Source organism: Dolichospermum planctonicum, from assembly GCF_005402965.1.
Classification (GTDB): Bacteria; Cyanobacteriota; Cyanobacteriia; order Cyanobacteriales; family Nostocaceae; genus Dolichospermum; species Dolichospermum planctonicum.
In genome coordinates, this window is record NZ_BJCF01000072.1 from 1 (window position 1) to 14,143 (window position 14,143).

The 14,143-nt window shown below is 37.5% G+C and carries 9 protein-coding genes; 5 read left to right on the forward strand and 4 right to left on the reverse strand.

The genetic code is table 11. The features are described from left to right. Nucleotides 1-60: 60 nt before the first annotated feature. Complete coding sequence (locus FFO06_RS19575) at nt 61-1,314, reverse strand: ammonium transporter (RefSeq protein ID WP_236097193.1); 1,254 nt, start codon at nt 1,312-1,314, stop codon at nt 61-63. A 1,053-nt stretch (nt 1,315-2,367) separates the two neighbouring features. Between FFO06_RS19575 and FFO06_RS19580 the strand changes: the two genes are divergently transcribed. Further along, on the forward strand, nt 2,368-4,113 hold the full coding sequence (locus tag FFO06_RS19580) for a bifunctional serine/threonine-protein kinase/formylglycine-generating enzyme family protein (RefSeq protein WP_137909529.1): 1,746 nt from the start codon (nt 2,368-2,370) through the stop codon (nt 4,111-4,113). 659 nt (nt 4,114-4,772) lie between these two features. Here FFO06_RS19580 and nagA read toward each other — a convergent pair. After that, nucleotides 4,773-5,921 carry an N-acetylglucosamine-6-phosphate deacetylase gene (gene nagA / locus FFO06_RS19585; protein ID WP_137909530.1) on the reverse strand — a complete coding sequence of 383 codons (1,149 nt, stop codon included), beginning with the start codon at nt 5,919-5,921 and terminating at the stop codon, nt 4,773-4,775. 80 nt (nt 5,922-6,001) lie between these two features. Between nagA and purE the strand changes: the two genes are divergently transcribed. From purE to sppA, 3 genes are all read left to right on the forward strand, one after another. Then, nucleotides 6,002-6,514 (forward strand): 5-(carboxyamino)imidazole ribonucleotide mutase, encoded by a 513-nt coding sequence (gene purE / locus FFO06_RS19590; RefSeq protein WP_137909531.1) that lies wholly within the window; start codon nt 6,002-6,004, stop codon nt 6,512-6,514. An 82-nt stretch (nt 6,515-6,596) separates the two neighbouring features. Then, the gene (gene fni / locus FFO06_RS19595) at nt 6,597-7,646 is read left to right on the forward strand and encodes a type 2 isopentenyl-diphosphate Delta-isomerase (RefSeq protein ID WP_137909532.1); all 1,050 of its coding nucleotides are present in this window, start codon (nt 6,597-6,599) and stop codon (nt 7,644-7,646) included. Between the two features lie 73 nt (nt 7,647-7,719). After that, nucleotides 7,720-9,537, forward strand: coding sequence for a signal peptide peptidase SppA (sppA, locus tag FFO06_RS19600; protein ID WP_137909533.1), 1,818 nt, complete (start codon nt 7,720-7,722; stop codon nt 9,535-9,537). 154 nt (nt 9,538-9,691) lie between these two features. On the opposite strand, the gene FFO06_RS19605 is transcribed toward sppA, so the two are convergent. Both FFO06_RS19605 and FFO06_RS19610 read right to left on the reverse strand, forming a co-directional pair. Beyond that, nucleotides 9,692-10,405: a GDYXXLXY domain-containing protein gene (locus tag FFO06_RS19605; RefSeq protein WP_137909534.1), complete on the reverse strand. Its 714-nt coding sequence runs from the start codon at nt 10,403-10,405 to the stop codon at nt 9,692-9,694. A 126-nt stretch (nt 10,406-10,531) separates the two neighbouring features. Further along, nucleotides 10,532-11,968 (reverse strand): DUF2157 domain-containing protein, encoded by a 1,437-nt coding sequence (locus tag FFO06_RS19610; protein WP_201275495.1) that lies wholly within the window; start codon nt 11,966-11,968, stop codon nt 10,532-10,534. Between the two features lie 1,240 nt (nt 11,969-13,208). Between FFO06_RS19610 and FFO06_RS19615 the strand changes: the two genes are divergently transcribed. Then, a partial coding sequence (locus FFO06_RS19615; protein ID WP_201275496.1) for a PPC domain-containing protein occupies nt 13,209-14,143 on the forward strand: 935 nt, incomplete at its 3' end.

Below are 14,143 nucleotides of genomic sequence, written 5' to 3' on the forward strand. Positions count from 1 at the left end.
ACACCACCCCCCTTTTAATGATATGTATTCTCATTAAGCTTATTTCTCTTTAATTGATCGTTAGTTATTATGTACTACTATCTCTGCTTTTTTGATCTGTGACAGTTCAGGGTGCGGAATGTGGGTTTTATTCAAAGTCAATTCTGGTTGACCCAAAAAGCCTACTGCTAGTGTACCCATCATGCCATTAATACCATGAACAGCAAATGCTCCCACAGGGTCATCAATTTTGCATGATTCAATAATATCAATGCCGAAAATTACTAAAATTCCACCTGTTAAACCAATCAAAACCGCAGCCCAGGGTGCGATAAAAGCACAACCGGCGGTAATACCTACCAACCCTGCTAAAGAACCATTCAGACAATAGGCTAAATCCCATTTACCTGAACGTTTGTATTGATAAAATAAGGATGCTAAGGCCCCAGAACCAGCGCCCAGGGTAGTGTTGAGAGTAATCAAACCAATTAAGCCAGGATTAGCAGTACCCAGGGTTGAACCAGGGTTAAAACCATACCAGCCAAACCAGAGAATCATAGTTCCCAAAGTCGCCAAACCTAAGTTATGGGCGGGAGGAATTTTTCCCCAAGCAGTACGTCCGGGACGAGGTCCAAGTAAATAAGCACCAACTAAGGCTGTCCAACCCCCAACGGTGTGAACTGCGGTACTACCAGCAAAGTCATGAAAGCCCATTTTTCCTAACCAGCCACTGGAGTTCCATATCCAATGAACGACGAGGGGATAGCTAAATGCCGCCATAATACCACTGTAGATTAAGTCGCCAACAAAGTCCGTTCTTCCTGCCATTGCCCCAGTAGTAATTGTACTGGCAGTAGCCGCAAAGGCAAACTGGAAGAAAAACAAAGTGTAAGCATTGAGTTGGGAGGCTATTCCTGGCACGTTACCATTACTAAAAGCACCGTCAACGGGTAATTGACTTAAGAAAAAGGTGTCTGTACCAATGAACCCACCACTACTTGTACCAAAAGCAATTCCAAAGCCCACAGCCCACCACACTAAAATGGTGAGGGCAGCATCAATAAAGTTCTCCAATAGGGCATTAACTACACCTCTTTGGCGCAGTAAACCTGCTTCTAACATCGAAAAACCGGTCTGCATGAAAAATACTAAAAAGCCTGTGAGTAATACCCAGGTAGTATCAACAGAAATTTGTAATTGTTTGGTTGTTGCGTCTAAGGATTCCAGTGTTACCGGGTCTGCGGCCTGGACAACTGTAGGCGCGAAAATTGCCAACACCATTGAACCTATAGCTAGTGCTAGAAGGCGATAAAAAGGGCGGATACGTTTATTCATTGCTGTTTTTTGGGCTAGAAAAGCTGTGATTAAAGCTGGACTTTTATAGTTAAAAATATCAGCATTTACTTTGATGCTTGTATCATAAGCACATCTTAAATAGTGTTACTGTTACGTTAGATACAAAAACTTAATTTATTGGTTAATATTATATATCACACCTATGTATATAGGTTACATTTATGTATGAAGGTTTTATCGGTTGGGTGGAGAAAATCCGCAACTATTCAATACTTGACAAATCCGAAGATTTATATTATGTTTATGTTATAGATGGAGAATGGTGCGCCCATATACATAATTTTTTCAAACACTACAAACACTAATCTAATTACATAATTATTTTTAACTTCATCCTGTAAAGCTTAACATCTCGGATATCCTAATTCGGATAATTTAATTCATCAAGACTTGACAAAGACTCAGGCTTCTGTTATGTCTATGTTAGACATAAAAAATACTATTTAGTTTAAATAACAGAAATATTGTCAGATATAGTTAAACATAATCATATGTGTCACAATTGAAGCTTAAAACCATCTAACTATACCAAATGGACTAGATGATTCACTTACCTACGGGAATCAGAAATTAATTGTAGATAGTTCTTCCTCATCAAGATAAAGATAACATATTCAAAGTTTTTTGTCAACACCATAAAATCTTTTTTTCGGCGTTTTTTGGTTTTTACTTGTATTTCTATATCCTCAAAGCGAAATTTTGGCACAAATCGTGCTGTAATTATGATATGTGTTCAAGAAACTGTGTCTGATTGACTAGATGATTCAGTTATGTAGGGGAATCAGAAATTAATTGTAGATAGTTCTTCCTTATCAAGATAAGGATAACATATTCAAAGTTTTTTGTCAACACCATAAAATCTTTTTTTCGGCGTTTTTTGGTTTTTACTGATATTTCTATATCCTCAAGGAGGATTTTGGCACAAATCGTGCTGTAATTATGATATATTGTCAAAAAACTGTGTCTGATTTTCTTAGTAATTAGGAATCTGTAATAACAGATATTGAGAAATTACATTAATGATGGTTAATTATGAGTTATTTTACTCTAGGACAACAACTAAAAAAAGGACAATACGAAATTATTGATATTTTGGGACAAGGAGGATTTGGTGTTACTTATCTAGCGCAAGATCATAAACGCAAAACACAAGTAGCTATCAAAAGTCTCAATGTTCTTTTTCTCCAACAACGTTATAGAGATAAATATGGAAGCACAGAAGGTTTTGCCAATTTCTTAACTGAAGAACAGGATAAATTCAATACCGAAGCGATGGTTTTAGCTACCTTTTATCATCCTCACATTGTCAAAGTGTATCCTGAACTGTTTCAAGAAAATGGTTTATCTTGTATGGTGATGGAATATGTTCAAGGCAAAAATTTAGAACAATATTTATACGCGAATGGTGTTTTTAGTGAAAGTGCAGGTTTATCAATTATTAAAGGCATTGGAGAAGCTTTAAGTTATATTCATGGTCGTAATTATCTGCACCGAGATATTAAACCTGCGAATATTTTACTGCGAGAATCTGACAATAAAGCCATATTAATTGATTTTGGTTTAGCCAGAGAAGTCAACTTTGCGGAATTGATGAGTTTAACCAATGCGAAAACTCCTGTTTTTGCACCTCCTGAACAATTTGAAAATACAAGTAATTTTACTCCTGCTTTAGATATTTATGCTTTAGCAGCAACATTGTATGTAATTATTGCAGTTCAGAAACCTCCTTTCATTCCTCTACCTAACACTTATCTGAATGCTAAGATTATGTTAGATATGAACATTGCTCTAGAACCACCTCAAAAATACAATGCTGATATTAGTCAAAAAGTGAATGACGCTATTCTCAAAGGAATGGAATTAGATTATCAAAAACGTCCTCAATCAATAGAAGAATGGTTTATGCTTTTAGGAATTAAACAAGAAAGCCAAAATATTCAAGTCTCTCAAAACCCTATTGACAAGAATCTAAAAATTTTCCACTTTGAAACTGTCACTACCAACGCTTATGGTAAGATTATCAAAAAACGCAACCATGCAGCCAGATACTTTGTGGAAGATTTGGGAAATGGGGTGATGTTGGAAATGGTAGAAATACCCTCTGGTACATTTTACATGGGTTCACCAGAAAATGAAGCGGGAAGAACAAATAGCGAAGGTCCCCGACACCAAGTTACTGTTAAGAGTTTTTTTATCGCTAAATACCCCTTGACACAGGCGCAATATCAATCTATAATTGGCAACAATCCCGCTCACTTCAAGGGTGATAATCGTCCTGTTGAAAGGGTAAGTTGGGATGATGCGGTTGCATTCTGTCAAAAGTTAAGCGAAAATACAGGTAAGAACTACAAGTTGCCCAGTGAGACACAATGGGAGTACGCTTGTAGAGCGGGGACGACGACACCTTTTTATTTCGGTCAAAGTATTACCCCGAATTTGGTGAATTATGATGGCAACTATTCCTATGCTGCTGCTCAAAAAGGGGAATATCGTCAACAAACCACAGATGTAGGAACTTTCCCCCCTAACGCTTTTGGTTTGTATGATATGCACGGTAATGTATGGGAGTGGTGCGAAGATGACTGGGAAGAAAATTATATAAATGCTCCTATAAATGGTGATGCTTTGATTAATCCTGTTGGAGAATATAAGGTGTTGCGCGGTGGTGCATGGCTATACTTTGCCGGTTGTTGTCGTTGTTCAATGCGTAACCAAGGCTTGTATAATGCTCGTCATCACTACTACGGATTTCGGGTTTTGTTGTCTTCTGAAAAGTAGTTATTCTATCGTAGTTATTCGATCTATGTTCTGTGATTTTTCCCTTGTTACTGTTTCCCGGATTTTCCAAGTGGTTCAATGGTTCGATAAATTGGTGGTCTTTATTATCTGGAGGACGGGGAAATAACAAATCTCTCTATAACCTCTATATATATGGTCGCACAATTTTCCACCCTTAACATAACTATAATCAAAACCCATAATTTTGTCAAGGGGTTTGCCAAAATTATAAATACACCTGCGATCGCTATTTGACTGGAATCCAACTTATATATATGGTCGCACACTTTTCCACCCTTAACATAACTATAATCAAAACCCAGAATTTTGTCAAGGGGTTTGCCAAAATTATAAATACACCTGCGATCGCTATTTGACTGGAATCCAACTTATATATATGGTCGCACACTTTTCTACCCTTAACATAACTATAATCAAAACCCAGAATTTTGTCAAGGGGTTTGCCAAAATTATAAATACCTGCGATCGCTATTTGACTGGAATCCAACTTATATATATGGTCGCACACTTTTCCACCCTTAACATAACTATAATCAAAACCCAGAATTTTGTCAAGGGGTTTGACGGAGATTTTTCATATTGGGGTATGAGGAATTCAGGGATCTAAAAATCCCATAAAAAATCTGATAAATTCTGATTCAGAAAGTTAGACGTTGCCAAGTGAGTTCCTTTCCAACTGGATCATAGTTCCATCGCAATAAATGAGCGGGTTGATTGGAGGAAAATGTTGGTAAATCAATAGCCTTTCTAGGTGCATTTGTGGCTAAATTAATAGCTGTTTCTATGTCACAAACTTCCCATTTAACGAGATTTTGCACTCCTACTAACAAAGGTAGAGTTGTTCCCGTTAAAGTCCCATCTTGTAGTCTAGCCGTACCATTGATCACTTCAATTTGTCGGTTATCCCAGGGATAGATACCGTCTGGTAATCCTAGAGGTGCAAGAGCGTCACTGACGATAAATAAGCTTTTACTAGCACGTAGAAGAATTTTAAGAATCATTGGATTAACGTGCTGACCATCAGCAATAAAGCCACAAAAGACACGAGAATCATTGATTGCTGCACCTAATAAACCTGGTTCGCGGTGGTGTAGGGGTGGCATGGCGTTAAAAGCGTGTGTGATCATTGTAGCGCCTTGAGCAAAAGCCTGTTGTGATTCGGCTGCGGTAGCTTGTGAATGTCCTAAACTAACAGTAATTCCCAGGGAACGCAAATAAGGGATGACTTTTCCTGTGGTGTCTAACTCTGGTGCGAGGGTAATGAGTTTGACTATAGGAGCGTAGTCTCCTAATACTCGTTTAATTTGATCTATGGTAAGGGGGAGTAAATACTCGGATGGATGTGCGCCACGTTTGTAGTAGTTTAAGAATGGTCCTTCTAAATGAACTCCGAGAATTTGTGCAGAATTTGGGGAATTTTGGGTATAATCAGTGAGAATGGCGAGGGAGCGGTGAAGATTTTCGATAGAGGTGGTAACTAAAGTTGGTAAATAAGCATCAACTCCTGCTGACCATAAAAATGAGGAGATTTTTGGTAAATTATGGGAATTTTCTAATGTTAATTCGGGAAAAGCTAATCCTAGTCCACCATTGATTTGTAAGTCCACACCACCCAAAGAAATCCAGTCTCCAGCCACATCTAAAAGCAGATGTTGTGGTAGAATATCTTGCCATGCTGTATTCATGGGCATAATGCTGTCAATTATGCCTTCTTGATTAACTAAGATTCTTTGTAGATCTTGATAACCGGGTACTTTTGCGTTAATAATGTTTATGTTGTCCAGCATGGGTGTTATTTTAGTTATTAGTCATTGGTCGTTAATGGGAAATATATACCCTCATCTCCAGCCCCCAATCCCTAATTATTATGAGTGTAGAAATTGGTATTATTATGGGTAGCGATTCTGATTTACCTACGATGAAAGAGGCGATCGCTATTTGTGAAGAATTTGGTATTGTATGTGAAGTTGCTATTGTCTCTGCCCATCGTACCCCAGAACGGATGGTAGAATATGCTAAAACTGCACATCAAAGGGGTATGAAAGTAATCATTGCTGGTGCTGGTGGTGCGGCTCATCTTCCTGGTATGGTAGCATCATTAACTCCTTTACCTGTAATTGGTGTCCCGGTTTCGACTCGGAATTTACAAGGTGTGGATTCTTTATATTCTATAGTACAAATGCCAGCAGGAATACCCGTCGCCACTGTTGGCATTGGGAATGGGAAAAATGCTGGACTTTTGGCTGTACAAATTCTCGCTACCCACCAACCGGAGTTATTACAAAAAGTTGTGGCTTATCGCCAAAGTCTGTGTAATTCGGTGATGGAAAAACAAGCTAAACTAGATCAGCTTGGATATGCAGAATATTTGCAACAATAGATACTGAGATATCTAGGACTAATAGGATAATTGCTTTGGCTTGGTGAAAGATGTAAATATTAACATAATTCCATATTAAACTGTGAACCCTTCTATCAACACTCCAGCCCAAACTCAAAATCGCAAAGCAGATCATATCCGTATCTGTTTAGAAGATAATGTTGAATGTTCAGAAATCACAACTGGGTTAGAAAAGTACCGCTTTACTCATGTTTGCTTACCAGAACTTAATGATCAAGATATTGATCTGAGTACGAATTTTCTGGGAAAATACTTAAATGCACCGTTATTAATTTCCTCTATGACTGGGGGAACAGAACAAGCGGGAATTATTAACCGTCGTCTTGCGGAAGTAGCCCAACAATACAAGTTAGCAATGGGTGTAGGATCTGTCCGGGTGGCGGTGGAAAAACCTCAAGTTGCTGATACTTTCGCTGTGCGTAAGTACGCGCCTGATATTCTCCTGTTTGCTAATTTAGGGGCGGTACAGCTTAATTACGAATATGGTCTAGATGAATGTTTGCGAATTATTGATTTAACTGCAGCTGATGCCCTAATTCTACATATTAATCCTTTACAGGAGTTTATTCAACCCAGGGGTGATACTAATTTTAGGGGATTGCTTGACAAAATTGCCAAATTATGCAGTAAATTACCTGTCCCCGTAATTGCGAAGGAAGTAGGTAATGGAATTTCGGCGACAATGGCGGAAAAACTGATAGCTGCGGGAGTCACAGCTATTGATGTTGCTGGTGCGGGTGGTACTTCCTGGGCTTTGGTGGAAAGCGAAAGGGCGGAAACGTCCTTACAACGGCGTTTGGGGCGAACATTTGGGGATTGGGGTATACCTACGGCAGATTGTATCACCAGTATTCGGGAGTATGATCCCCATATTCCTTTAATTGCTTCTGGGGGGTTGCGTCATGGGTTAGATGTAGCTAAAGTCATCGCTCTGGGGGCTGATATTGCTGGTTTAGCAATGCCCTTCCTCAAGGCAGCGGCTGCATCGGAGGCGGCTGTGATAGAATTAACGGAGGTATTAATTGCGGAAATAACTACTGTGTTATTTTGTACCGGAAATAAAGATTTGTATAAATTGAAGCAATCACACAGTTTACAGCGGATAAAATAGAAAGATGATTGTTACCACTGACAACCGAGAAGTGGTAACAGACCGATAACTAATAACTAATAACTAATAACCCATGAATAACTTTATTAAACAAACTTTAGCAAGTTTAATTGGTAATTTACTAGGACTGATGATTTTTTCTGGACTCAGTACAATAGGATTTTTGCTGATATTAATTGCGGTTGCTAGTTCTCAAGGTTCAGGACCAACAGTCAAGGATAAGTCAGTGTTAGTATTTGACTTGTCTATGAAAATCACTGATAGTGAACCTAGTTCTGATGAATTATTACAAAAAACTCTCAGTGGTGTTGATGAAAATAGTATTACACTCCGTAAAGTTGTAGAAACTTTAGATAAAGCAGGACGTGATCAACGTATTGTGGGTATTTATATAGATGGAACTAATGCTAATAGTGCGGTTGGTTATGCTTCCTTGAGAGAAATTCGTCAAGCGCTGGAAAGATTCCGTAAAACAGGTAAAAAAATTATTGCCTATAGTACAGACTGGAATGAGCGGGAATATTATCTAAGTTCCGTAGCGAATCAAATCGTGGTTAATCCCATGGGGGCAATGGAAATGAACGGTTTAAGTTCGCAACCAATGTTTTTAGCGGGAGCATTACAAAAGTACGGTATTGGCGTGCAGATTGTGCGTGTAGGTAAATTTAAGGGTGCAGTAGAACCTTTGATTCTGGATAAACTCAGCCCAGAAAATCGGGAACAAACTCAAAAATTGTTAGATGATATTTGGGGAGAATGGCGGAGAGCCGTAGGTAAAAGCCGAAATATACAGCCGCAAAAGTTACAAGCGATCGCTAATAATCAACCAATTTTAGAAGCTACAGCAGCACAAGCAAATGGTTTAGTAGACAAGACTGCTTATCAAGATCAAGTATTCACAGATTTGAAAAAATTAACTGGTCAGCAAGAAAAAGATAAAACATTCACAAAAATTAATTTGGGTGATTATGCAGAAGTTCCGGGAAAATCTGTAGATTCAGATCATAAAATTGCTGTTGTTTATGCAGAAGGAGAAATAGTTAATGGTAGTGGTAACGATGGAGAAATTGGGGGCGATCGCTTTGCTAAAATATTCACTAAAATCAGGGAAAATAGTCAAATAAAAGCTGTAGTTTTGCGAATTAACAGCCCTGGTGGTAGTGCTACCGCAGCGGAAATCATGCAGAGAGAAATCAAATTAACTCGTCAACTTAAACCTGTGATTGTTTCCATGGGAGATGTAGCTGCTTCTGGTGGTTATTGGATTGCTAGTGACTCCAACCGAATTTTTGCAGAACCTAACACTATTACAGGTTCCATTGGCGTATTTGGCGTATTATTCAATGGTCAAAAATTGGGTAATAATAATGGTATTACTTGGGATACTGTAAAAACGTCCGAATATGCAGATCAACAAACTATTTCCCGTCCTAAATCAGCCCAAGAATTAGAAGTTTACCAACGCAGTGTTGACCGTATTTATAATTTATTTTTGCAGAAAGTTTCCCAAGGAAGAAAACTATCAACTGCAAAAGTCGCAGAAATTGCTCAAGGACGAGTTTGGTCAGGAACAGCAGCCAAACAAATCGGGTTAGTTGATGAAATTGGTGGGTTAAATGTAGCCATTGAATATGCAGCTAAACAAGCAAAATTAGGTAATAATTGGCAATTACAAGAATATCCCCAAGTTGGTAGCTGGGGAGAAAGATTATTGGGGAAAAAGTTAGATGAAACGAAAGCCAAATTAGGAATAGAAAAAACTGAAATTAAAAGTAATAACCCGTTAATAAATGAGTTGGGAAAATTTCAACAAGAAATCAAGATTTTACAAACAATGAATGATCCCCAAGGGATTTATACCCGCTTACCTGTGAACTTAAAAATTGAATAAGAAATAGGGGAAGAATATTTTGCTTTCTTCCTTTGTGCCTACCCTTAGGGATCTCTAAGAGAGATTGCGTGAAACAAAAACTGTGGTTCATTGACCTGAAAATCGCTGTAGATATCCACCTGGATATTGATTATATTTATTGCAGCCTATTTACCTACTGAAAAGGATAATTGCGATTTCTTATGGATAAACCCGTAGGAAGAGCATTACCTTGAGGATCTACTTTTATCCTCACTAATATTGGTTCTTGTCTACTATCTCCATTTTCCTGAATTTGTGCAAGATCATTATTGATTTGTTGTCTTTGTGCGTCAGAAATGAAATAGTTTCCCAACCCATAATTAAGCAAACCGTCTTGATAATTACCCCTTAAAGCTACTTGATTATTAACTAGAGAAACAGGACGATTAATACTTACGCGTACAGGTTTCCAGGACTGAAATTGATTACGATTAAAAGATTGTTGTTCTTGCAAAATTAGATATAAGGTACTTCCCTGGATAATTTGTCCATTTCTGCGGGAATTTTTCCGCAGCCATTCCCGCCAACCTGATACTTTTCGCAACATTTCGGGACGGGAGATATCATAATCTAAGTTTAATGAAGAACCCCTAAATAGATTATCAGGATTTGCAGATACAGTTTGCAAAATTACTGTTTTACCAGCCATATCTGTATACATTGCTTGAACAGGTACAGCCAAAATTAAACCGACTTGAAACAATAAAGGGGCAATTAATCGCCAAATTGGTAAAGGTTTATTAGCCTTTTGTTCTGTAGCAATGAGATAATCCCGAAAAGTCAATTTTTCAGAAAATTCCATTTCGGGAGTTAAGGTTTTTTTTGATTCAGGAGAGTCACTTTTCATGAGATTAATGTAGTAATTGGTAATAGATGATAGGAAAAAATACTTTTCCTATTACTTCTAAATTTACGATAGGAATTTATTCGCAGAGATTTATGAATATGCTTTCATACTAATAGAAAAACTATGCTATTTCTGGTTATTACTACTTTTAGATGTAGTAAAATGCCGTTCAAACCAAAGTCCGGCGGCAATAAGGGAATAACCACAAGAGGCAAATACTAAAGCCCGGAAAAGGACATCAGTATTATACTCTAAAACCCGGCTGATAATTTGCAGAGTAAATAATAGCATACCACACCAAAAAGCATTTCTATTACGTAACTTCAAACCTTCTTGAATTAATCCCCAGGCTAATATTGCCAGGAGAATATTGAAGATAAAAATCCCTAGTTCAGTAATTCTAGTGATAGCCTGATGCCAAAAAGGAGTCATAAGAATGAAAGCCAAAAAAGTAGTAATGATGACGATTTTAAAAAATACTTCTCGTCGGAGTGGACTATTTCTATGACGAACTAAAAACAACCATTGTAATACAGCCAAACCACTAAGAATACCCAAATCAATAATTGGTAACGACTGAAACACATTCGATAAATTATTGGGTTGATCATAACTAAAGTCTACAGCTTGCCATTGCCAACGGAAAGACAAAAGATAAAAAACTACACCAAAACATATCAACCCCAAATTACGGGCTAGGGGTTGAAATAACCTATAATTAACAGTAGGAAAAAGTAGATCATCATAACTCCAAAGTAAAGCAGGTGGTAGGGCTAAAGCAAAAGAAGCTGTCCAAGGAATGACATCAGAAAATGTCAACAGTGGTAAAGGGTTGAGATTGTATTCTAAAGAGAGAATAAATGCCAAAACTCCCATACCAAAAATCCACCGAGACCGACAAATATAAGCTAGAGGAACAAATAGCAACCAGGACAATAGAGGCATATGACGCACAGCTAACCGCGCCCAATTCACTTCTCCAGGCACAGACCATAAATCACCAATTCCTATCCAATAACCAATTTGAATGAGGATAATGGCCATAATTCCCAAAGAATTGAGGGAAAGACTATAAGCCATGACTAATACCCCAAACCCCCAAGCTAAAAATAACTCAGAAGCTGAACTGCTAATATTAAATATTTGCCCCATTAACATTAAGGTTGCCCCTAAAATGAAAGCACTGAGAATTAACAATGCTTCTCCCAATATCCGTTTACTTTGTTGAGATTTTTTACTTTGATTTGTGGTGAGTGTGGGTTCTCTCCAGGTCAAAAAACCAGTAATAGCAGTGGAGAGAAACAAACTCATTAACAAGATAAACTTGACTTCTCGTGACCAACCCTGCCAATTTGCGCCGACAAGGGTCATTAAACCCAAGCCTAAAAGTAAGCCACCTATGGCAATAGCAATAATGCTAAAACCATCACGGGTAGATTCTTCTAGATGATTGAGTTGATAACGCTTGGCTATTTGTTCATGCTGGGAAGAACTAATAATTCCTTCGTCTCGCCAAAGTTGTGCTTCTTGGCGCAGTTTTCGGTAAAAATTGTTAAATATCATGACCTCTCCGGTACATAAGTGTGATACCAAATCTAAAATCCTAATTTGGTATGAGTTTAGTAAGTGTGAATATGGCTAGGCCATGGAAGTTATCAGTTCAAGATTTTGATTTTGGACAGGTTAGCTTTTATCCTGTGGACAAAATTCATAGCGGAGGTGCTTGACAAAGAAAATCTCAAATATTGGTGATTGTATTTTCAGTATGCAGCTAAAGATGTTGATTGCATTGTTCTCATGTAACACTTTCTTGTCTGACTTAATTTTATTAAAATTAATATACAAAAATGCTCTAATTTATGGCTTATTTATGGCTTATTTGTTGCTTAAAGTTACCCGTTGTTTATTTACAAATGTAGATAAATAAACAAATTTTATAAACACTTTAGTTTATCTATAACCTTTTGTATCTTATATTATTTTGTGTTAATATAAACCAGATATTTTGCCTTTTAAGGTAGAGGTTTTTAGAGTGGTTTTCTTATTTTCTGAAGCTGAACAATCTCATTTAAGTAGGTTGGCGTGAAAAATTGTCGTTATGACAACGGAACAGGGAACTCTTAACTGGGAACAGGGGAGAGGTTTTGGGCAACTTTACTTTTCGTTACTTATGTCGGTTGTTTTCCGTTCACCTACTTAGGTGTTGATTTTTACTGTATTGTCTATAAATAAAATAGAATCTAATCTAGCTAAAATATAATTAAATAAAATTAAACAGATGTGTATTTAAAGAACTAAGTCACAAAATACATAAAGTTATTTGGGACGATAAATGACCGAGAAGATTGATTTTAGCCTTTTATTTGCTAGTAGGTTACAAAATATTAAGATTTACCTGTTAAGTAAGAGTAACTGATGAATTATGCCTACGGTAAATCAAGGCTTTCATGCCATTTCTGCGTAATTAATGTATATTTTAGTATAAAATAACCAAAAAATAAACTTTTTATACTGTGGTGGTATGAGTGTAAATCATTTTATATTAATTTCGTGACAGTTAATTGTTCTACAAAAATCTTGTCAAGTATTTGAATCTTAAAAATTCCGACAAAATCTACCCTGATATGGGTTGAATTGGTGTCAATATTTTCATTATTTTCATTTTATTGATTTAAAGAGATTCAGATCTGATTTTTGTGGAAACAATACCGAATAGTTGAGGTGTGCTGAGGATAAGCATTGTCGGTCAGCATTCCCTACCCTATACGAATCCACATTTTCATAAATGATTTAGGAGTGCATTATGTTTGATAATTCTGAAAAGTCTTTTGATTCCTCTTTATCAGGATTGGGTAATTCCTCAACTTACCTGGATAAAGATCCTTTAAGTTCTAAGCCCACAGAGCCTGGTTCACAGCAACTTCCATCATTAACTGCACCTCTTGATTATGCGGGAAATACCAGAGCTACAGCCCGTAATGTTGGGACATTAACAGGCGCTCAAAGTTTTAGTGACTGGGTAGGAAGTGCTGATACTAACGATTACTATAAATTCAATGTGGGAACACAAAGTAACTTTAGTTTGAGTTTAACAGGCTTGAGTGCTGATGCGGATGTTCAGTTACTCAATAGTTCTGGTGGTGTAATTTCCAGTTCTACTGCTGGTGGTAATACTTCTGAATCCATTACTCGTCAGTTGAGTGCGGGTACTTATTATGCGCGGGTATATCGGTATAGTGGTGACACTAACTACAGTTTATCGTTAAATGCCACTGCTACACCTGTTGATAATACCCTAGCTACAGCCCGTAATGTTGGGACATTAACAGGCGCTCAAAGTTTTAGTGACTGGGTAGGAAGTGCTGATACTAACGATTACTATAAATTCAATGTGGGAACACCAAGTAACTTTAGTTTGAGTTTAACAGGCTTGAGTGCCGATGCGAATGTTCAATTACTCAATAGTTCTGGTACTGCAATTTCTAGTTCTGCTGCTAGTGGTACTACCTCTGAATCTATTATTAGTCAGTTGAGTGCGGGTACTTATTATGTGCGGGTATATCGGTATAGTGGTGACACTAACTACAGTTTGTCCTTAAATGCTACTACTGTTGATAATGCGGGAAATACCCTAGCTACAGCCCGTGCTGTTGGTGCATTAACAGCAACTCAAAGTTTTAGTGACTGGGTAGGAAGTGCTGATACTGACGATTACTATAGTTTCAATGTGGGAACACA